Annotated in this window: 15 protein-coding genes; 4 read left to right on the top strand and 11 right to left on the bottom strand. The window is 28.3% G+C overall.

Features of this window, described 5'->3' with window-relative positions:
- Positions 1 to 84: 84 nt before the first annotated feature.
- Both CHRYMOREF3P_RS11235 and CHRYMOREF3P_RS11240 read left to right on the top strand, forming a co-directional pair.
- Positions 85 to 4,074, top strand: coding sequence for an ATP-binding protein (locus tag CHRYMOREF3P_RS11235; protein ID WP_180564649.1), 3,990 nt, complete (start codon positions 85 to 87; stop codon positions 4,072 to 4,074).
- A gap of 54 nt (positions 4,075 to 4,128) precedes the next feature.
- Positions 4,129 to 7,923: a hypothetical protein gene (locus CHRYMOREF3P_RS11240; protein WP_180564650.1), complete on the top strand. Its 3,795-nt coding sequence runs from the start codon at positions 4,129 to 4,131 to the stop codon at positions 7,921 to 7,923.
- A gap of 97 nt (positions 7,924 to 8,020) precedes the next feature.
- Here CHRYMOREF3P_RS11240 and CHRYMOREF3P_RS11245 read toward each other — a convergent pair whose 3' ends face one another.
- Genes CHRYMOREF3P_RS11245 through CHRYMOREF3P_RS11255 form a run of 3 tightly spaced genes read right to left on the bottom strand, consistent with a single transcriptional unit; the run spans position 8,021 to position 11,057 of the window.
- Complete coding sequence (locus CHRYMOREF3P_RS11245; RefSeq protein ID WP_180564651.1) at positions 8,021 to 9,025, bottom strand: DNA helicase UvrD; 1,005 nt, start codon at positions 9,023 to 9,025, stop codon at positions 8,021 to 8,023.
- Positions 9,010 to 10,569: an ATP-dependent nuclease gene (locus tag CHRYMOREF3P_RS11250; RefSeq protein WP_180564652.1), complete on the bottom strand. Its 1,560-nt coding sequence runs from the start codon at positions 10,567 to 10,569 to the stop codon at positions 9,010 to 9,012. The genes CHRYMOREF3P_RS11245 and CHRYMOREF3P_RS11250 overlap by 16 nt, the downstream gene beginning before the upstream one ends.
- Positions 10,570 to 10,592: 23 nt before the next feature.
- Positions 10,593 to 11,057, bottom strand: a complete 465-nt coding sequence (locus CHRYMOREF3P_RS11255) for a hypothetical protein (protein ID WP_180564653.1) — start codon at positions 11,055 to 11,057, stop codon at positions 10,593 to 10,595.
- A gap of 167 nt (positions 11,058 to 11,224) precedes the next feature.
- Between CHRYMOREF3P_RS11255 and CHRYMOREF3P_RS11260 the strand changes: the two genes are divergently transcribed.
- Positions 11,225 to 12,505, top strand: coding sequence for a hypothetical protein (locus tag CHRYMOREF3P_RS11260; RefSeq protein ID WP_180564654.1), 1,281 nt, complete (start codon positions 11,225 to 11,227; stop codon positions 12,503 to 12,505).
- Positions 12,506 to 12,671: 166 nt separating this feature from the next.
- Positions 12,672 to 13,769, top strand: a complete 1,098-nt coding sequence (locus CHRYMOREF3P_RS11265; protein ID WP_180564655.1) for a reverse transcriptase family protein — start codon at positions 12,672 to 12,674, stop codon at positions 13,767 to 13,769.
- 178 nt (positions 13,770 to 13,947) lie between these two features.
- Here CHRYMOREF3P_RS11265 and CHRYMOREF3P_RS11270 read toward each other — a convergent pair whose 3' ends face one another.
- The 8 genes from CHRYMOREF3P_RS11270 to CHRYMOREF3P_RS11305 all read right to left on the bottom strand — a co-directional run bounded on the left by CHRYMOREF3P_RS11270 (position 13,948) and on the right by CHRYMOREF3P_RS11305 (position 23,213).
- Complete coding sequence (locus CHRYMOREF3P_RS11270) at positions 13,948 to 14,850, bottom strand: hypothetical protein (protein ID WP_180564656.1); 903 nt, start codon at positions 14,848 to 14,850, stop codon at positions 13,948 to 13,950.
- Positions 14,851 to 15,002: 152 nt separating this feature from the next.
- A complete protein-coding gene (locus tag CHRYMOREF3P_RS11275; protein WP_180564657.1) occupies positions 15,003 to 15,272 on the bottom strand; it encodes a helix-turn-helix domain-containing protein in 270 nt (89 codons plus the stop codon).
- A 115-nt stretch (positions 15,273 to 15,387) separates the two neighbouring features.
- Positions 15,388 to 16,878: a hypothetical protein gene (locus CHRYMOREF3P_RS11280; protein ID WP_180564658.1), complete on the bottom strand. Its 1,491-nt coding sequence runs from the start codon at positions 16,876 to 16,878 to the stop codon at positions 15,388 to 15,390.
- 11 nt (positions 16,879 to 16,889) lie between these two features.
- Positions 16,890 to 18,182: a phage integrase SAM-like domain-containing protein gene (locus CHRYMOREF3P_RS11285; RefSeq protein WP_180564659.1), complete on the bottom strand. Its 1,293-nt coding sequence runs from the start codon at positions 18,180 to 18,182 to the stop codon at positions 16,890 to 16,892.
- A 292-nt stretch (positions 18,183 to 18,474) separates the two neighbouring features.
- The gene (locus CHRYMOREF3P_RS11290) at positions 18,475 to 18,828 is read right to left on the bottom strand and encodes a DUF4280 domain-containing protein (protein ID WP_180564660.1); all 354 of its coding nucleotides are present in this window, start codon (positions 18,826 to 18,828) and stop codon (positions 18,475 to 18,477) included.
- 6 nt (positions 18,829 to 18,834) lie between these two features.
- Positions 18,835 to 19,560 carry a hypothetical protein gene (locus CHRYMOREF3P_RS11295; protein ID WP_180564661.1) on the bottom strand — a complete coding sequence of 242 codons (726 nt, stop codon included), beginning with the start codon at positions 19,558 to 19,560 and terminating at the stop codon, positions 18,835 to 18,837.
- A gap of 3 nt (positions 19,561 to 19,563) precedes the next feature.
- The gene (locus CHRYMOREF3P_RS24325) at positions 19,564 to 22,638 is read right to left on the bottom strand and encodes a phage baseplate assembly protein V (RefSeq protein WP_180564662.1); all 3,075 of its coding nucleotides are present in this window, start codon (positions 22,636 to 22,638) and stop codon (positions 19,564 to 19,566) included.
- Between the two features lie 197 nt (positions 22,639 to 22,835).
- Complete coding sequence (locus CHRYMOREF3P_RS11305) at positions 22,836 to 23,213, bottom strand: hypothetical protein (protein ID WP_180564663.1); 378 nt, start codon at positions 23,211 to 23,213, stop codon at positions 22,836 to 22,838.
- Positions 23,214 to 23,646: the final 433 nt, after the last annotated feature.

Below are 23,646 nucleotides of genomic sequence, written 5' to 3' on the forward strand. Positions count from 1 at the left end.
TTATGGAAAGCTAAAAACATTTATTTTAGTTTGTGGCTTGCTAATAATTAATTACTAGAATTTTCATTATTAAAGAACAAAAACATGAGTGCATCTTCAGCTTTAAAAGGATATAGAACACAATTTCTATATTCATTATATAGAATATTGAATGAATATGAAAAAGGATACATCTATCAACCTGAAGGTTTTTATGAAGATTTAGATATTCTTGATACTGAAAATAACCATATTGAAATAATTCAAATTAAAAATTTAAGCTCGAGATTAGTATTTAGTGATTTATTTACTAATACTACATCTTTTTTTAATAGAGCGGAAAAAGCAATCACTAACAATGAAAGTTGCATCCTTAAATTAGTTTCATTTGGAGAGATTAGTGATGAGATTACAGATAAGAAGAAATTAGAAAAAAAATTAAAGAATAAAAAGTTCAAACAAATCAGTATTAATAAAATTGTTGATAATTTTTTCTTTGAAATAATTGAGGAAAAAGATATTGAAGAGAAAGTTTTAAAATTAATAAAAGAGACTAATCTATTTTCAGACCCAAAGGCGGCTTTAGAATTGCTAGTCTATTGGTTATATACATTGGGTGAAAATAGAAAACCAACGAGAACTTCAGAATTAATATTAAACTTACAAAAAATAGGAAAATTTATTAGTGAACAAGAAGCTTTCAATAAATCCTTCAATAATACCATTCTACCCTTAAAAATTAAAAATATTGAAAATGCCGATTTAGCGAAATACAAAGATGACTTCTACTATGGTGTATCAGCTAGGTATGAGCATATTTTAGCTGATTTAGATATAATACGTGAAGAAAAATTATCACAAATTGAAACTCTATTCCAAGAAAGTAATATCGTCTTTATTCATGGAGCTTCTGGACAAGGGAAAAGCACTTTAGCTTATAGATATTTAAACAACTATGGAACTGACAATATAGTATACGAACTAAAAATATCAGAATCTCTAAACAGTGTTTTTGACACCATTAATAGTTTAGACGCTTTAAGTAAAGGGTTAAAGTTCCCAATATTATTATATATAGATGTTACCCCTCAAAATACTAACTGGAATGAGATATTAAAAGAACTTTATGGAAAAGAAAATATTAAGTTTTTAGTTACTATAAGACAAGAAGATTGGAATTTCCGAAGTAATGATTTACAGCAATATTATAAATACAAAGAAATTGAATTAGATTTTAATCAAGAGGAAGCAAAAATAATCTATGACTCTCTGTCAAAATACAAAAAGGATTTAAAATTTACAGATTTTGAAGAATCTTGGAATGCATTTGGAAATCAAGGTTTATTGTTAGAATACGTTTATCTAATAAACCAAGGAAATACATTAAAAAGCAGATTATTTCAACAGGTTCAAAATATAAGAAATAAAGTTGCTCAGCAAAAAACAGATGAACTAGATATATTAAAATATGTTTGTTTATCAGATTCCTTTAATGCAAAATTAAGTTATAAAAAACTTATTAATCATCTTAACATACAAGTGCCAATTAAGTATATTAATGAGTTAGAAAAAGAATATTTATTGCAATATTCTGAAAATAAAGAGTATTTATTAGGGCTTCATCCTATACGGTCAAAAATATTATGTGAAATTCTCTTTGATGAAGATGAATACACCGATATATATGAGTTCATTAGTAACGCTCTTTCTTTAATTGACGAAGATAGTATACATGAATTCTTATTAAATTCATTCATGAAAGGATATAATGTTCATGAAAGTATCAAGTCCTTAATAAAAATTAATTTTAAAACATATACAGCATATAAAAATATATTTAATGCGTTAATGTGGAAAGGAGTTTATGAATTTATATTTGAAAAGAATTTTGAAAATTTTGAAAAATTAAGAAACTTTTTAGGGGATGCATGGTCTTTAGGTCTGCCTTTTAATTTCACATCTTCAGACGGAAGTAGTATGCACGATATAATAAAAAATTCATTTCCTGATGATAAAAATGAGGTCATTAAACAAATTCATGAAGGCTTTTCAGATGAAAGATTAGTTTTTGAATACATACTGAAATGGTTCGAAAAAATATCAATATCTGATTTAAGTATAAATAACGACGAGGAATTAGATGCTCTTTCTGAAATTCTTTTCTGGAAGGCACATTTAAAAAATAAGATTCCTATAGAATATAATCTTCCTGACATTACTAATCTGTCAAAAAAAATAAAAAGCAATCAAAAAGAGTTTGCTAAACTCATCTATTCTTTAGAAATGCTTCCAGAAAGTGACAGGAATTTTATCTCAAAAATTAAAAACAATCTTATTGAATATATAAGAAAGGAATATAGTATTCCCTACTTCCAAGAAACTAATGATACGGTAGTTGCTCAATATTTTTATAACCCTATAAAATACGAAGAGGGGAATTTAGAATTTAAAGGAAATCTCTTTCATGAAATGACAATGGAAATAGTTGACTTGCTAAAATATATATTTCCACACAAGAAAAAATACAACGTAAAAGGAATTGCCCTTACAAATTTTTTAGGTATAAACTTTCCTTATGACCCCTCTGAAAAAAATATAAGTAATGAAAATCTGCCTATCGAATATTTAATTAATATAAATTCACTCGTTTTAGGTATATATAGAATGAGTTATAAAAATTCAGAATGGAATGATTATATAAGATTACTTAATGAAAGAAGGAGTTTGTATAATGACTTAACACAAAAACTTATCAAATCCTTTTCTGAATATTTCAAAACTAACAATTATACAGTATTTATAAATACTCTACGTTATATCAATGATAAAATTTATGGTTTAAACGAAATTTCCTTTCCTTCATCAAATGAATATAATAAGTGGGGATATAGAGAACCTATAAATAAAAACTCGTTTGAAGATAGATATACTTTATATAAAAAATACCAGAAAGATTATTTCCAGGGAATTGAAAATTTTTTAAGGCAAATTGAGAACAATATTTTAGCAATTTATGATGAGTCACTTGGCATATCTAAACAAGAATACAACCATAATATTGCTTTTTATAATATTAAAGAAGCTATAAAGAATCATGTATGGTTTAAGGAAGAATATAACAAGTTCTTTAGAAAATATAATGAGTCATCACTTCTTAAAAACCTAGAAGAGTCGGAAAGTAATAATTTACAGGCATTATTTTATTGTTGGAATAAATTTTACTCTCGACAAAATGGTGGAAATAAAGTATTTAAAGATTCTCAAAAGCTAATAGAAAATGAAAGAATAAATTTAACAAAAAGATTTAAAGCGGAAAGAGAAAAAATCTTCAAAGAAACAGGATTTTCTTTTGATATAGAATTAAATTCCAAATTAGAAAAAAACCTTATAATAACTAATGAAGTCTTTGGAAATACTTATTTGCACTCTCTCATAGCTGCCAGAGAATTAGTTAGAAAAGTTTTAAGCACTGGAAGTCTTTTTAGTGCAAAGAAATTATTTATTGAAATCAATATAGAAGCTGTCATTTATATCCCAACAATGTTTGGAAACCCTATTAACAATAAAGCTTTTGAGATAAATTTAAATCATCTTGATGAAGAAATAGTTGCGGAAGATTTCTATAAGTATATAAACTTTTTTAATAATATTCCTAAATGTGTGTTGGATTATTATCAATTTGAATTATGGAATACAAGAATTGATTCACTCAAACATTTCGAACTCAATATGGGGAATATTTCTACCTTATTATTTTTTCAAATTCAAAAAACTCATTTAAACCAAATTAAGATAAGTGACGAAGATAAAGCAGGTAGAGAAATTGTCAGCAATTATTTTGATGAGATAAAAGTTTTCATGAAAAATAAAATTTCTGATGAACTACAGCCGTGGAAAAATATAGAAAATGATATTAGTAATAAAGAACTTTACAATAAAACCAAATCATTGTTAGATAATTATCTTATCAATATTGAACCACAAAATGAGGATTTAGAATTACTACAAAGAGAATTAGGTGATGAATATTACATCTTTGCTGATAAAGTAATTAGTGAAGATTTTAATAATATAAAGTGTGCAGAGATATATTAAAACTGTTTTCTTAAACAGCTATATAACTATAAAAATAACCTAAAAAAATTAAATATGCGATTTTTAAATACAAACGATTTAGAAAGATGGGCAGATACTGTGGAATGTAAATATCATTTGCCTCACGTTATTAGAAAATTAATTTTATCTACAATCGATAATAATACAATTAAAAATATTTCTTTCCCTTATGGAGAGGATGTCCAGACAGGTGGATTTGATGGAGAGCTTAATACAGAATCTGAAAATGTATTTGTTCCGTTAGGCGAAAGTGTTTGGGAATTCGGAACAACAACGAATAAAAAGGGAAAAGCAGATGATGATTATGATAAAAGAAAACAAGATACTTTAGGAAAGAATCCAGCAAATACGACATATATCAACATTAATGCTAAAAAATATCGAGATAAAAATAAATGGGCTGAAGAAAAAAAAGCCGATGCCTTTTGGAAAGATGTTAGATATATAGATGCTGTAGATATAGAACAGTGGTTAGAATTAGCTCCAACAGTAGAATTATGGCTTGCTGAAAAATTGAAGAAACCTACATTAGGAATATACACAATTGAAGAATATTGGAAGCGTTGGAGTGAAAATGAATCTGTAAAAATTATTCCAGAAATACTATTAGGAGATAGCAGGTTTAAAGAGATTGAAGCAGTTAAATCATTTTTATCAAACACTGAAAAAGTACTTTACATTAAATCAATAACCACCGATGAAGCAGTGGCTTTTCCTATAGCAGTTTTCCAATCTAATGATTTATCAAATCATAATGTTGTAGTTATTGATAATAGAGAGTCTTTTAATCAATTTACACAAACAGAAAAGCCATTAATCGTCATTGCTAAATTCAAAATAGATAGCATAGATTTAAGAGGAGCTGTACAGAGAGGACATAAAGTGATAATTCCAATAAGTCTTTCGGATGAAACAACTTTATCTGAAAAAATTCAATTACCAATAATTTCAAGAGATGCTTATGAAAAAGGATTAGAAAAAATGGGAATAGACTCTGAACAAGCAAGCATTTTAACTAAAAATTCAGGAAGAAATATCTCTGTATTAAAAAGACTATTAAAATTTGATGATAATACTAAACCAAAATATCTAGATAGTGTTGAGATTAGGGATGTCGTTCCTATGCTTTTGATAAATCGTTTTTCAGAAAACCTTGAAGGAGACAGAGAAATTATTGAAAAATTAAGCGGTAAATCATCTGATGAATATATCGAGTTTTTGAAGATTCTAGCTACATTAGAGGACTCTCCTGTTTATTACATTAATGGAGTATGGAGATTGATTTCACCAACTGATTCATGGTTATATTTTGCCAAATATATGACAAAGCAAGATTTTATAAATTTTCAGGAAATCTGTTTAGATGTTTTAAGCGAGACTTTGCATAAATATACTTTACCATTAGAAAATAGAGGCAATATATATCAAACATCAGAAAATAGAACAAAGTACTCGTCAAAATTAAGAGAGGGGCTTTGTGAGACTTTGAATGTTATTTCTGCTTTTGGAGAGAATTATGGTATCACTTCTATTTCCAATATTTCTTTATATACAGATAATATCGTTCAGAAAATCCTTGAAATGGATGTAGTAGTTTGGAGGTCATTGTCAAGTAATTTAAAGCTTTTAGCAGAAGCTTCTCCGATAGTATTTTTAAATAATTTGGAAAGAATTATTAAAGATAAATCTTTTACTGTATTTTTTGAAGAAGAGCAAGGATTTTTACATACTTCAAACGACCTAGCACCTTTGCTATGGTGTCTTGATGTTATTGCATGGTTTCCAGAACATCTTATGAGAGTTTCAGTAGCATTATGTGAAATAATATCAATGTCTCCCGAAAGTTTTCCAACAACAAATACACCATTAAGTAATCTAAAAAGCATTTACAGACCCTGGTATCCACAAACTAATACAAATGCTGAAGATAGGAAAAAGATACTGGAAAATCTTATCAAGAAATACCCCGAAACGCTTTACGATTTGCTTTATAAATTAATCGATTCTAGATTTGATACTGCTTTTCATATATCAAGACCAAAATGGAGATTATTTTCGGAGCTTAGAGAGATTCATGTAACTCAACGCGAGGTTTATTATATGCGTAGCTTTTGTATCAATAATATTATTGAAATGTCTAAAAATAATATCAATAGAATTTTAAATCTTATTAATTTATTAGATAATATGGAATGGGATAAAATGGACGAAGCATTATTAACTATAGAGACTGGTATTAGTTTTGACGAAACAGAAAAGAACAAAATTTATCATAAGTTCCGAAAATTTATTGGTAATCATAGAAGTCACCCATCTGCACATTGGTCTTTACCAACAGAGATTCTTAATAAAATAGAACAGGTAGCACTCAAATTTAAGCAAGAAGATAATTTGTTAAATGATATCTATTTATTTAAAGACCATTATCCAACATTTATCGAAGGAAGACAATGGGAAGATTATACAAAACATGATGAGGAAATTTTATCAAAAAGACTTCTATTTGTTGAGAATGTCTATGATAAATATGGAATAAGTAAAATACTCGAATTAGCTTTAGATACAGAACATCCATATTTATATGGAAATGTACTAGCAATTTCTGATAAGATAAATGAAGAGGATAAGTTTATTGTTTATAAACTCGTTGAGTCAACTGATAAAAACCACTTATCTTTAGTTGGAGCGTTTATAAGAACTTCAGAAAATAAAACAAACCTGAAAACACAAACAGATATTTTAGATAAGATGCTAAAATTAGGTCTTTCAACACAGGGGACTGTTAATTTTCTTAATTCACTGCAAGGTAATATTAATTTATGGAGATTTATTTCAGATTTAAATAACAATGAGGTTGAAAAATTATATTGGCAATCTCAACAAGGATTTTTATATACAAAGAGTAAAGAAGAACTTTTTTATGCTTTAGATAAGTTAGAACAACATAAGAAATCTATAACCTTATTAAATACACTTGGCTGGGGGGCTTATGTACATAAAACAACTTTAACTTCAGAGGAGGTTTTGACAGCACTTGAAAAGGCATCATTATCAGATTTTGAAGATACATCTCATTTGGACCATCATCATTTTAGAAATCTTTTGGATTTTCTATATTCAAAAGACGATTATGATATAGAGAGGGCAGCAAAAGTTGAGATGAAATTCATGTTTATTTTTGGAGGAGATTCTTACGGACCAAAGCCAAGAAATCTTTACAAATTAATGTCACAAAAGCCAGATGAATATTTTGAGGTTTTATCACAAGTTTATTTACCAGATGATGATGAACTCAGAGAATCTGAATTGCAGAAAATAAAGGATAATCCTGAATATAACGAAATTCTTAAAATGGGATGGGGTATTTTTAATTCCTTTAATTTAATCCCTTCCCTACAGGAAGATGGTTCTTTGGATGGAGAAGTATTAAAAAACTGGATACTAGAGGTACGAAAACTTGCCGAAGAGAATCATAGGATTAGAGTAACAGATGATTGTTTAGGAAAGTTATTAGCAAAATATCCTATTAATATGAGAGAAAATACAGGATTTCCAAGTGAAATTTATGACCTCATTGAACAAATTAATACTAAAGAAGTCAAAGTCGCTTTTGAGATTCAAATTTCTAATAATTTAGGCTTCACTAGTAGAGGAGCATTTGAGGGAGGTGATATTGAACGATTCAGAGCTAATTATTTCAATTCTCTGTTTGAAGAAACAAAAATTACTCATCCAAATGTTTCTCTAATTTTTAAAAATCTTCGAGATAAATATATACATGAATCAAAATGGGAAGATGAAAATGCTTTACTTAGAAGTTTAGAGTAAAATCATAATATAAAAAATTGAAAGATTGGTTGTGCAAAAAAAACATATAAAACCAATCTTTCTTTAATCCAATAATCATTTTTAGAAATCTATATAACTATTTTTTAAATATTTTCATTTTTTTATCTGATACAAAATATAATTTGCCTCTAGTCCTTGAACAAGCTACATAAAATTTATTTTTTGTAGTATCCGATTTAAAAATAAATTTATCATTATAAAATTGCTTTAATATTTCATCATTAATTACTACACAAACATTTTCAAAAGTTAGCCCTTTACAATTTCCCCAATTATTCGAATTACATTTATAGTTATAATGTCTTGTTAAAAATAATTTTACTATTTGATTATTCGAAACCACGTCTTGAATTTCACAATCATTTTCAAGTAATTTTATTTCAGTGTCAAATTTATTTAATGATTCAATATTGACACCCAGTTTATTCCTTATAAAATCACATACATTTTTACTACATCTTCTACTTTTTATAAGAGAATCCGTATTTTTATTAAATCCTTTTTGTTCAAAGTATTTTAGAAAATTAGCTTCATTTTTATATAAATTTTTATTGATATTCTTGTCCCTGCTAGTATCAAAAGTATGTTGATGAAAATCTCCTACAAGGTTTATGTTATAATTACCCTCTATTATATTAACAATGAAATTAAAATCACTAGATGCAAAATCTTGAATTTCATCAATGAATACAGAATCAAAATATTTTTCAATTCTTTTTTTAACATCTTCTATACATTCTGTATTAATTAATTTAGATAGCCTATTACCATACAAAAATCTAAACTTATTTGTAAAACCATTATCATATATACTTTTGGGTGATTGCCAAGTGATGCCTTTAACATTATACTTGTCGCTTAAATATGGTTTATAACAGAATGTATATAAGAAAGAGAAGAAATTTAATACTCTAATATTATTGGGTAAGTAACCATATTTTGATATTACTTCGCTTCTTATACTTTCAACTCCACTATTTGTGTAAGTAATTAACAAAAAATTTTGATGAAGATTAGTTTTTTCTACCAGAAAATATGTTTTTCCAGAACCAGCAACAGAAAGAATTATTGACTTATCCATTTTAATGCATCTTTAATATAAGTAGGAACTTCTATATTACTCTCGTCAAGCAACAATTTATACGCTGACTCTGTTTTATTTTTAAGCATATAGTCTTGGATAGACAATTTCCTTTTTGGTGTTATAAATAGTTTATCACATAAAGCAGTATTATCTTGATATAAGCAAATTTCAAAAGTCCTTCTTTCCGTATCTACATCAAAATAAACTTTGATATTTTCTGAAGCATATTTTGCAAAATTTTCATCCATCTCACCTTTAGTCTGGCCATCATTATCAGTTATAACACAGGTTTTAATATTTAGAAGTTTTGCTATTTCTAAATAATGAGAAAAACTTGTCCCATCCACAGATAAAACATTAATCTCCAAACGATGTAAATTATTATTAAGATGTTTTTGTGAAAATTTGTCTATCAGCATGAACTCAGCATCTCCTTCTACTAAAATATTTTTACGTGCAAGTATAAATTCTAAAATATTATTATCAGGTGCTTTAATAAAAAACTGGGCTGTTTCTTTTGGAAGTGATATTAGCTTTATAGCTTTATTATCTGTACTATTTAAAAGTATAGATTTTCTCAAGTCTAATCTTGTAGAAATTAAATTACTGTGAGTGGTTATAAATATTTGTTTATTATTGGAATCTTTAATCTTTTCAATTAGTAATCTTGTATTTACATGACTTAAATGATTTTCAGGTTCTTCAATTAACAATGCGTCTAAATCTTGAACATTTCTACTTAATGCTAATTCAGTTTTAATAATAGCTTGTTTCCCTTTTCCTTTATTATCTATAGAAATTTCATTTTCATAAATTGTTAAGTCATTATCTAAATTTGACTTAGAGTTATTCTTCAACGAAAAATTATAATCACCAATTCTATCATTTAAATCCTTTAAAACATTTTTTTTAAATTGTTCTTTATGATGCCTGTATTGATGATGATGCTTATATTTTTCAAGTGTATTAGTCAATGAGCTATTGTAAATATCTTTTACATATTCTTTCATCGCATACTCATTGTTCATAGAGGAATTATCAATAAATATATGCTTTAAATGTTTAGCAAAACTATTGTATGAAATGTCGCTAAAAGTAGTAAAGGATATTGTATAAAATTCAAAAGGGAATACACAATCTGGATTTTCTAGAATGTCTTTAATGTATTTCGAATATTCATCATTAGGAAAAATATTAAGTCTTAATCCATCACATTCAACATTATCGCTATTGTTCCTCCCAGATGTTCTGTCATTATTTTGTTCATCAAGATATAATTCTAGAAACAGTTTAGGTAAATTATTATTATTTCTTTCAGAACTTAAAAACTCCCTTATAATATCTTTATTAAACAAGTTTTCTAATCCAATATTCTCAACTTTTGTTCTACTTCCACTTAGAACTAGGTCAATAGCTGTTAAAATTGATGATTTTCCAGCCTCGTTATCTCCTATAAGTAGATTTAAATCATCATCAAAATCTATTTCTAAATTCTTAAATTTTCTAAAATTATGTAGTTTGAGTTTTTTTATTTTTTTCATTAGTTTTAGTTTTTGATAAGTTATTATAGAAATATTTGACGGTCAAGAATATTCTCAAAGATTTCTCTAATTTGTTCTTGTTTATCAAGAATTATATCCTGTTCTTTTGAATCTAAAACATCTGATATTTGACTATCCTTATAGATTTCTTGATATTCCTCATCATAGTAGTTATATAGTTCTTTTACTAATTCTGACGGATAAATTTTCACAAGTTTGTCAATGGTATCATTCTTTAAATCAAGATGCCTAATTGCGGAAAGTTCTTTCAATTCAAATCTAAAAAGACTAATATCATCAGCCCATATTACCCATTTAATTTTATCGTTAACATAACCAAGAAACTTAACATTGTTTTTGATGTTATATAATCTATCAAATGGGCTTGAAATATTTAATTGGTTGAATATAGATTTAGTTAAATTTTTATTATCTAATTTAACTACACTTATATTAATAGTTGTTGTTTTAGTAAAAAGTTCTTCCATAATTCATTTAATATTAATTGTTTTTATACAAATATAATGAACATGGAGTAGGTTGAATTGTATGTAAACAATAAAATAATTATATTAGAATAAAATTATAACACATTTAAGCAGTCAAATGTGCAGGCTTTAAAATCTAGCAGTTTAATAAATTTTGAAATTATATTATGTCAATAGAAGTCCACATAGATAGTATTACCTTAGATATTCTTTCTCGAAGGCTCAAAAATACAGTTACTCCTATGGGGATATTGAATTGGCTCAATAATTTTGAAAAAGAAGAAACAGAAATAGCCATTGATTTTCTTAAACGTTTTACAGTTTATACCTCAAATGAAATTGAAGAAATTTTTCATGAGCAATTTAACAATATACTTAGAAAATTAGATAAATCAAAATCTCTAGTAGTTCATCCGATTGGTACTTTTGGAAAGAGTGGTAGTATGATGAGCTATTTAGTTAGAAAAACAAATATCTACAAAAATAATCCTCAAAGAATTGAATTATGTTCAAGTAGTGATTTATTGAAAAAATTTAATGTTGATAAGTATAATACGTTAATCTTAATTGACGATTTTGTTGGCTCAGGAAAGTCAATTGTCGATTATTGGAAAAGCGACTTAGAAGATATAAGAAATTTTTATGAAAATATCTTTTTTGTAGGTGTTGCAGGAATGGAACTAGGTATTTATAATATAAAGAGACTTTTTGATGAAGTGATTATACCTAAATCTAACATATATAGAAAAGCATTTTCTAACCAAGCAAGCTATTTTGGATATAGAAATTATTCTAATTATAAAGAGGTTGCCTATAAATATGGATGTAAACTAACAAAACCTAGAAAATTAAAATCTAAAAGATTAAAATATGATAATGCCTTAGGCTATGAAAACTCTCAGTCATTAGTAGGCTTTTTTTACGGTTGCCCGAATAATACTTTACCGATTTTTTGGCAAGAAAGTAATTCCAATTTTAAGTGGGCTTCCTTATTACCCAGGTTTAATCATCACAAAATATCACAAGCTCGCGATTTTAGAAAAAGCATCGCATTTGAATTAAGTCTTCTGCAAGAGTTTGGGACTCAAAGAATACAAAGAGATTTTTTAACTTATAAGGTAGTTAATCACAAAAAGAAATTTGACACTATTAATCATCTAAATTTTTCATTGTATGCAATAATTAAATTGATGAGAAATGGTTATAGTGAGTTTAATATTTGCCAAATACTAGGTATCTCACATAGTGACTATTTAGAGTATTTGAACAGTGGTAAAGAAAAAGGATTATTTAATCCCAAATTCCAAATTTCAATTAAAGGTTTGGAAATATATAATGATGCAAAAAAAATTATAAAAAACAGTTTTGCATTTAAATTTGAAAATAAAAATGAGTATCTTAATAACCAAATAAACTACATACCAAAAACATTCAATGGAAGGTCATAAATGGCAAGCAATTTCTTGTTTAAACGCTACGGAATATAAGCAGGATTACCTGAACAGTTGTTCAAGTTTAGCTGAAGATACTTATCAACTTTCTCACCACAACATCATTCCAAGTATTCATGAGTTATGGTGGGATACGCTTCGCATATTTTAAAAATGAGTTGCCATGACCTTCCTATTGGATAAATATAAAGAACATGCATTAGCATCTAATCACAGTAATGAATTTATTAGCGAAACAATTCAGTATGCTAATTTTCTGTCTTCAAAAAATTTACCTGTATTATTCTCGTTACCTCATTTATGTTTAGCTTCTGCTGTAAGTATAAAAAATACACTTGAAATTTGTAATTCTAGTAGAATTGAGTATTACAAGAGATTTAAAATCAAAAAAAGAAGAGGAGGTTATCGTACAATTCAAACTCCCACGAATGAATTAAAATATTTACAGAAATGGATTTTAAGAAACATTCTCGAAAAATTCCCATCACATAAGTCATGTACAGGTTTTGATAAATTAAGTTCTATAAAAAAAAATGCTGAAATACATTTAAATGCTGAATGTATTCTTAAAATCGATTTACTTCGTTTTTTTGATTCTATAAATGAAAGAAGAATTTATGGAATTTTTAAATCTTTTGGTTATCAAAATAATTTGTGCGTTTCATTAGCAAAAATTTGTACAGTAAAACAGAACGAGACGTTTTATAATACATTTAAAAAAAACGAAGACAATTTAAAGCAGTATTTATTATCTAAAGATGAAGGCATCTTACCACAAGGAGCACCTACAAGCCCAAAGCTAGCGAATTTAATTTTAAGAAATTTAGATAAAAGATTAGAAAGATTGTGCTCAAAATATAACGTGAATTATTCTAGATATGCAGATGATTTAACTTTTTCTGGAAAAAAAGAAAACCTACTTTATTTAAAGAAAATTATTTATAAGATAATATATAGTGAAAATCTTTTTGTAAATATTGGTAAAACAAAGTTTATAGTTAGGGGTAACCCATACTTAGTAACTGGTTTATCAGTGCATAATGAAGAAGTTAAAGTAATTAGGAGAAAAAAGAAAGAGATTGAACATCACTTGTATCATTGTATAAAAAATGGTGTTATATTACATTTAATAAAATCAAATATCGGAAATCGAAATTTTAAAGATTGGTTGTTTGGTAATATTTGTTTTGTTTATTCTATTGAGCCAAAAGTTGGACAAAATTATTTTAATGATTTTAATAAAATAGAATGGCCTCTCTGAATTATTTTACAGAAAACATGCACTCCCATTATGAACAATTATTAATTCTAGAAAATAATGAAACTCACGAATAAAAATTGGTTCTACCACAATAAATGGCAAAACCAATCACTAAAATTAATTAATAGAGAAAGTTTAAATTATACTTAATATATAGTTCGATATTGTCCAAGCAAGCCTAGCAACCCTCCCCTATCAAAGTTTGAAATTTGGCAATCAGTAAATCTCTTATTTCCTGTTTTATGGTATCCATTTGATACTTTTCTAACAGCCTATTGTATCTTGCTCGCTGGGCATAATAATAACTAGATGATTTATTGTTTTTTATTTCCCGCCAAAAATGGGGACTTTTACCAAGTTCAAAAAACATTTTTTCCGTATCTGTCATTTTATAGGTAGAAGAACTATCAACAATATTTATCTCATTAAAACAACCCAAAAGAAATTTAAAAATCAACTCAAGTCTACTTTTTTCAAACAAATCTTTAGCTGTATATATTCCAAATTTCTTTTTTAATAGTTTACTATCAATTATTTTAATTTCAACTCTTAATAGATTATAGGGCAGTTTGTATTGCAGACCTTTATCATAAATTTTAATATAGTACTCACTACGATTATATTGCTTGTACATTCCTTTGTTTTTAAAAGTATCTTTTTGATTAAATTCGTCAAAATTGAACATGATAAAATTATTCTCCAGCATTAACTTGGGACTTAAGGATGTATGAATATTTAATCCGAATTCAAGATTAGTAATTTTATAATCTGAGATATCTTCATTTAAATCATTTTGTAGTTGTTCAAAAGCCGTCTGAATATCAGAATAATAAAAATCGGTGTAGTTATTATCATCGTACCTATTTTTAAGATTAAAAAATTTGTGAATTGAATTTCTAATTATTCCTAATTTATCCGTAATTCGCACTTCTATATTTTCAAAGTATCTTCTACATGGATATTGAACTTGACCTGTAAAGTAATCTACTGAACATCTTGTTTCACTATCAGGAAAATCATTTTTAATCCTATTTTCTAATGATTCTTTTGTTTCTGTATAAATTTTTATAAAATCTATCATGTGATGTATTATTTTAAATTTAAACATACCTTTAGCCTCCTTATGTATTTATACTAAGGTATTGTCTATATTATTAATTAATTTAAGGAGTATTTGGAAGCCTTACATGATTATGATTGAACTAGTATTGTCATAACTGTAAAGCAAGAAATTTATGGATTTAAACGAGCAGAAACCTCGTTTTTAGAATAATATACTCTTTTACCTATTTTGGTGTTTTTCAAAGTACCATCATTATTCCAGTGGAACAAAGTTGTAAGACTAACATCTAATAACTTTGCCGTCTCTTCACGAGTATAAAACTCTTTTTCTTCTGAGTGAACAGGAATGATTTTTTCTAATTCTTCCCTAACAAGTTTTTGAATAAACTGACCAAATGATTCTATATCTATTTGCATCAATTGAATTGCTGAATGTTGCATAATATTTTGTTTTTTTATTATGATGCAAGTGTACGGAGAGAGAAAGCAGGGAAAATTTAGGGAAAAGATTTTCAAATCAATCCAGCATAACTAAATGATTATCAGATAGAAAAATTTAGTATTTTTTTAGAGTTGGAATAGGTTTTAGGTTTTCCCTATCAATTCTTAATGAATATTCAATTTCTGAAAGAAAAGCATCCGTGGATTTGGCCGAAAAAGGAAAGTGTTTACCATTTGAATTGTCAATTTCAATAAAATTCCTATGGTATTGTTGCTTAACTTCTCTCCTATTATCCCTATTGAATTTAGTAATTTTTTCAAAGGAAGCAATTGTATCGAATTTCTTCCCTTCAATATCTTGGAAATAATCAAAAACGTAAAAGAAATAGCAAAACCTAAAGAAATAAATATCATTTTTAAATTCCATTTCCTTAATACCAATACTACTATACTTATTTTCAGACAATGCGTTTAAAATAATTTTAACATCATCAATATCAAAATTTTTAGATTTAATATATTCGATAAAATTTGATTTCTCAGTCATTAATTCCTCCAAATTATTCTCAATCCCTTTATCTTCCTGCGAATGAACTCTGTCTCCATACCTCAGAAAATTCAAGTATTTTAATTTCATTCCATAAAGAGAATGTTCGGCACTTAATTCTAAATATTGGTGGGGATTAATCCCTGTGAGATTTGTATTTCGTAGCAATTCAGAAGCACTTAATATGCTAAGGTAATTTTTAAGAGAAGCTTGTAAAGAAATAATTGAAGATTTATTATTCTTTGTAAAAAACCCATCAAGTTGTGGAACATCAAATGAATGCTGAAAAAGTAATTTTTCATTTTCATCAATTTGATAATCTAAGTATTCTTTGCTTTTAAAGTTTTTGCTATTAAAATATTTATTAATAACAATTGATTCTGATACCCCATTGATTTTTCTAATAAAATGATTAAGAAAATTTGATGCTCTTTTATTTAAAGAAAATATGAGCGATGCATAGTAACTTATGTAAACACCTGGAGATACAATTCTCAACATAAAATAGTTTTCAAAATGCTCCTTAATAGATGCTAAATTAATTTCAAATTGATTAATTGATAAGGTTTTAAATTGGTGCTTTTTCTTTTGATATAATTCGTTAGATGTAATAATAGAATTAACCGCACTTAAAATATTATTGATTTCTTCATCATTATAATTTTCTTCAATTGATGATTCAACATCATAAAAATCAATAGATTCGTCATTAACAATTATCGTACTTATATCTACAAAACGGTTGAGATAGTCAAAATAATCCACATTAAAATCTGCTGAATTTTCAGTCTTTTGTGGAGATAGTTCTTTTGGGTAATAAGATAACAAATCATTGACTGTTTCTGAAAGTATCATATTTTCAATACCGAACTGAAAAAAAGGTGATAAAGAATCTAACTTTGCTTTTATGTTTTCAATATTAACATTTTCAGATTTTTGTACTTCAAATTTTTGTAAAAAAAACTCATGTATACCATGACTTGAAACAGGGTCTTCAACAGCTATTAAATAAACAATAAAATCTAATGCCATTCCTCTTTTCGATTCTATACTAATCATACAATAATTTATTAATACCCTAAACTGTTAAATATTTTTGCAGTTGACTTTGCCTTTTCTACTTCTGTTTTATTGATATATGCTAAAAGCTGTTTTTCTGTTGTGTGTCCTGTAAAATTAAGCAAATAAGTAGTAGGAATTTTCTCATAAAAGTTAGAAGCAAAACTTTTTCTGCCTATGTGAGATGTAATAAGTTTATGTTTCGGAAAATTACCAAAAACTTTACGAGTAATATTTTTCCCATCTTTAGCTATTGTCTCGGTTCTACCGTTATATACAATCTCATCTATTTCAGCAATCTCACATACTTCTTTGATATAAAGATTTAGGTTTACATCTGATATTTTTCGGGGGAATTCTCCGTTTCGTTTTGCTAAAATATCTTGGACTTTTTTTAATAAAGGAATTTGCATCTTAGCATTAGTCTTTTGCTGTGTAAATTCAATGTATTTCTGTCCCTCACTATCCTCCACAATCATAGAAGAATTAAACCTCATATAATCACTCACACGTTGCCCTGTATAACAGGAGATAAGTAGCCAATCTCTTGCATTATCTAAATAATCATGTGCCATTTCTTTATGCTCTATTTTATCCAACTCATCAAAAGTTAAGTAAATTGATTTTGGGATATGCTTTGTCGCTTTTTCAACTTCAAATTTCCATAATTCCGCATGTTTATGAACTTCAATATCAAAAGAACCCGCAACTTTACAAATCATTTTTAAGAATTTAAGATTGCGATATGTGGTTGAAATCTTATAACTCTCCTTATTACAATAATCTTCAAAATCAATTCTAAAAGAATTATCTAAATCTTTAAACTTTAATCCTCTAAATGTTTTCTTTCTGATTTTTCTATCCGCTATATATCTTATCATTAATTGCTTAACAACATTAGCTTTCTTAATAGTCGATTCTGTAACACTATCTTTTTTTAAAGAAATATAAGTATCAATAAAAACAATCACATCATCCGAATAATTATTATCTACAGGCTTTAAAGTCGTAGGTTCTATAATTGATTTAAGCCATTCTTTTAAATCGATTTCTGGATTATCTTCCGTATAACTTGAAATAATATTAGCTTCTAATTGTGAAAGACGAGTGTTTATAGTTTCCGCATCATCTTTATGCATTTTTTTAGACGGCATTTTACACCTTCCCTCTTTCCATTCTTTTGGTTTACAGCTCAAATACGGAACAGGAACACGTATATCAATATACTTATCTCTAAACTTTGCCCAAATTGTACTTTCTTTATCCGCCACTTTTCCTCTAATAAAAAAACTTACTGATGCCATAATTGAAATGATTAAAATTTAAAGTTGTACCCAAAGTTGTACCCAAAAAATTCAAATATAGTTTAATTTCAATAAATTCAAATTAATTAAACAACCCTAAAAAGCCTTTGTATAAAGCATTTATAAATCAATCAAGATTTTAACAGATTTAAAAACTTAGTCCCTCCAACTCCACAATAACAAACCCCTAAATAGTTAATTATCAAACTAATTAGGGGTTTTTACTTTCTCAATTTGTACGATTATTGTACGGTATATTTTTTAGGGATAAAATAGAATGCTAAAGGTTATATTAAGAAATATCATGCTTCTCTAAATGTCCCCTACCTGCCACTTCAATTCTTCCCCCTATTCCACACATACAAAAAGAATCTTCAGTAAGAATTTTGTAATTATTAATAGTGTCTTTTTCTGTTGTTTCTTGCCACGTTATTGGCGCAGGAATACATGGCAAATACCCCCCTGAACTAGGCTTTAATTTACACTGTCCAAAGGATTTTATGTTAACATTTGCTTGTTTATCCTGCTCCGTAGCAATATGTTTTCCCTCGGCTGTAGAAAAGTTCTGGCTTGTAACACTAAGGTTGCTTGGTACCGTTCCTTGGTTACAGGATAATTGGGCAGTATCTGTGATCTTTTGTGGCATTTCACATTAGTTTTTCTTTTTATAAATAACATCAACATTTGTTCCATCACCACCCTTACCAAGTTGACGTTCTACAAGCAATAACTCGCCAGTGAGACCACTTAATTTTATTCTAATAATCCCCTTTTTAGGGTCATCTTTATATTGTCCGATATAATCAATACCCCAAGTCGGAAAATTGTAATCAGGAGATTCCAACTTATTACTTACTCCAACCTTATCTTTTAGTATATTCAACTTTAAATCTTGTTCAATATACTTTTTTACTTGCTCCCAAGTAAATTTATAAGGTTTATCCCAGTCTTCTACTTTTAAGAGTTTACCTTTTAAATCATATTCATATCGAAACCCTTTAATAAAGCCCCCTTCACCAAAAGTTTCCCACTTACTTTTTAATAAACCATTTTTATAGTATTCTTTATGGACCGCAAAAAGAGAGTTCTTGGCTATTAATGTTACATAATAAGAATCATCAAAATCAGCTTCCAAAATCTTTGTACCATTAGAAGACTCATGCTCATAAGTTCTATTTATTTTATCATAATGTTTAAAATAATTTTCAATATCAAATTTTTCATTGGTAAATGTTTCCATAGTTTTCTGATTTACTGGAATTTCTAATGATTTAGGTTTTTTGATGTCTTTTGAGGGAGCATTTTTATTAGGTTCTTTATCTTGTGAGTGACAAGATGATATTATTAATGATAATAGGATAAGTGTTATTTTCTTCATGGTCTATATTCTTTTTACGTTTGGATAAATAAATGGATACTGCCAGTGCCATAGTTGAATAACCGGTATTGGAGTTAGTGCTACATCTGAATAATCCATTATATTATCCGTTTTATCTTGAGTAAAAGTATGTTCTCCAGAATTATCAAAAGAATGATAAAGACCCATTGCGTGAAGACCCTCATGTACAAGGGTACTGTCACTAAAAGCGGTATTGCTACTATCACCTTTATATATTACTACAGATTTAGCAGTAGAGGGGATGCCATAAGAGCGACCAAATAAACCATAGTTGGGAGACCGAGATGTTCCTGCTTCCTGATTGATAAAATAGAATTTATAAACATCATCATATTTACTGCCATACTTCGTTTTGATCTGTCCATTTAAAAAATCTTGAATTGCATCAGTTGACCCGTTTGGAATCATACCACCTCTTACGTTCGCAGCGTTATTGAATAATGTTTTTAGATTTGTCCTTTTTCCAGATGAATCAGTATCTGAAGTAAACGATAGATCAATTGTGGTAAGAAAATTAGGATTTACTAATGACTGTCTCAAATATTTGTTCAAAACAGATTGTCTATTTGATGATGGGGCACTCATTGAAACAGTTCCGTTTATATTTGTATTTACTCTTACAATTACACAATCCGCTTTATAACGTTGCTTATTAGGAGTAACCAAAATTTTCCCCGCCAGTGCCTTTTCCTCTTCTCCTTTAGCATTCTTAAATACAGAAATCACTTTAATATCTTGGTACTTATCAAACGATTTAATACAGGTTATATTAAGTATTGTTTTATGGATACCTTTAGTTACAGGTGTAATATTCTGTTTATCTAAAGTAAATAAAGTTTTATCATATTCCAACTCCAATCTTATAGGCTCTACCTCGATGTCAACTGTCACATTCAATTTTGCCAAAGTATGGGTAAAGCCTTTTGGAACTTCATTTTTTGGATATAAGGTCAGCCAAGGTACAAAGTAAGTAAATGTTATTCTTCTCCCTCTACTATCTTTTCTTGTAAAAGTTCTTTGTTGGTATGCTGTCTTTAGCTTATTATAATTCGATGAAATAAATTTATATCCGTTTGCTTTTGTATCTCCCGGTAGAGAAGTGTCACCCATTCTCATCCAGTCAAAGCCATATTCTCCGCTCCAATTGGATTGAGGTCTGAAACTAACATAACATCTCCCATCCATATATATGGGAATCTTTTTATATGGTTGTGCTTTATTTGTTTGATTATTTCCCTGCTTACCATGCATATCAACAACACCTTTACTATTTACAATTGTATTCTGATCAGAATGCATAAATAGTTTTTGAGTTCCTGCTACATTCGCTTCCTTTGCCTGAATAAATAATTCATTTTCTGTATTAATAATGGTCTTTGCTGCCTGAGCATGAAATAGCTCAGATACAGTCTGCAACATAATAGGAGTGTTCATTAATGTTTTCTGCAGATAATTCATTAATGCAGTATTTCCTACTGTGGAAGTCATGTTATTTGCCACATTAATCTCAAAATTATTATTGGCATTAATCTCAACATCTGTAGCATTCATCGTTAATTTATTTGGAGCGGTAACGTTAATGTTTCCTCCGCCGTCCATAAAATAAATATTACCACTCGGGTCTTGAATTGTTACACTCCCATTAGCATCATTCATTAAAACTTTGATTCCGCTACGAGTTTGTATGGATTTTAAATGGTTATTCATACCACCACCTAAACCGACTTTTCCATGGAACATTCCACCCATTGCAAAAGGGAAATCTGGATTATGATATTCAAATCCAACCATTACCTGATCTCCAATTTCAGGAACTGCAACAAATCCTCTGTTCTGGCTTATAGCATCTGTTCCTCCTGCATCAGGACTCATCATTCTTATAAAGTGAGTTGTGTCATTTAACTGCCAGTCAAACTGAACCTGTATTCTTCCTTGGTTCAATGGGTCTACATTGGATATGACCGTTGCCACCTGTTGTTCTGCCTTAGGCATTATAAAATCAGGTTTTGGCATAAAGCCTGTTCCTTCTGCTATTGCTTCAAAATTTCCGCTATAATAACCTCTAGCATCCACTTCATGGGTTACCTCTGTAATCATCAATGTAGTAAAATGTGAGGTTTGATTGCTGTCAGGTTTCCTCATTGCTAAATCAGCAACACAACCTGTATAAAGAAAAGGAACAGAAGTATTTCCTGATACTGTAAAAACTTCTACAGCAGCACTTCCCCTTGCACTTTTTTGGGAATCATCCACATCCATGAACATATTGGCATTGATGGGTGTAGGGGTAAGTGATCGCGTTTTAAAAATATCGGTATTCAGGCCATAGGCTTTGGCAGATAACCCTCCCAAGTGTTTTATACTGTTATCAGAGCCAAGCATTTTTGCATGACTGCTACTATTATATCCAAAGTATTCTGGCTTAGTATGTATTGCCTTTAGTTCTATTATTACATCACTTATATTACTCCCATCAATAAGCCGGATAGGTTTTTCATGAGGTGGTAATTTCCCAAAATGAAGTATTTCTCCATCATAGTAAAACTGTTCTCCATAAGCTTCTGCAATTCTAGCAAGGTAGTTATAATGGGTTTCGCAGTACTGTGAACTATAATTGATATACCCTTTGTTTTGAGTTTCTATTCTAAAATCGAACTTACTTGTTCCCAGTGCTTCCTTAATGATTCTATCTGCAATGATAGAAGTATTTACAGGTTGATTTCCTCCAAAACTTTGAGTATGGGGAGCAGAATCCATAAGGATTGTCGGACTATATCCCTTTAGTACAATATTTCCCAGGCTCATCTTTTCTTGACTAAACGCTATCTTTGTTATAATACCAACAAATGTTCTTTCGGGACTTTCGGTTTCTACGTCTCTGTATTTAAAAACTATAGTTAAACGCTTTCCTAAAAATTGCTGTGCCTGTTCAAGATTGTGATTTTGTACTTCATCTAAAGAATCGTGTGCTAGAGTAAGTTCAAAATTATGATGTCTTCTGGCGCTCTGCTTTAACAGAAAGTGCTTGAAACTACCAATAGCTTTGCCATCGATCACAATCTCAAGTTTTACCACACGATTAATGCCTGCAATATGGTTCTCCGAAATCTTCTCTGAATTAGAGACCTTTTTTTTCATAATATATTTTGTGTGTTTTTGGTTTTATATCACTAAATATAGATAAAAAATAATGCCAAATGTAAAATTTTTAATAAAATCTTGGAATTTGTAGTAATACTACTACAGATTGAATATCAATACAATACCTTATTTGCTGTTGTAAACATTTTATTTTCGCTATTATAGAATTCAAGAATGTCATTATTTAAAACAAAGTATTCTCCCTGACTTACATCTTCTTTATAATTATATCTGATTCCATTGTTAGTATCTATTTTTGTCACTTCATTATCCATAGATCCCCCATCCTTGAAAGAAGTTTTTATAAATGTTTTTCCATTGGTTTCATAAACAGTATATATAAAAGATGTCTTTTGTTGTTCATCAAAAATTCCAATTATCTTGCCACTAACTTTTTTGGCTTCTGCTAGCATTTTATTGTCTTCTATATTAGTAGAACCATTAATAGAAATTTCTAATTCAGGGTCGAAATGACTTGTTGCCCACTCCACTAAAAAAAAGAGAATCTGGAAAATCAGATTCTCTTTTTTTATTACTACACCTGATTCAGAATATCAATTGTGAATTTGACGAATAGCTCTACTATAATCGAACTGAACTTAACAAACTTCTTCATAGTCACTACCACTATTAGTTGCCATTTTTTGAATTAAAAGACTTTCAATCACCTGCTCTCCAGTGTCACTATTGAGTATAGTTATGTATATTCCAATTTATCTCAGATAGTTTAGCACGACCTGCACAAAATAATTCCTAAGCCATTCTATTTCTTCATCACCTTTTAAACTTCATTGTGAAATAACTTAAAAAGTTATATCTAATAAATGAAATATTATCATTAAACCCTATTGCTTCTGCAAAAAAGGATCTACCCACCTAGCTTATCATTCTTTCTCTTTGAGCACATTTAATCTTGCTTTTTCC

Source organism: Chryseobacterium sp. JV274 (assembly GCF_903969135.1).
Taxonomy (GTDB): Bacteria; Bacteroidota; Bacteroidia; order Flavobacteriales; family Weeksellaceae; genus Chryseobacterium.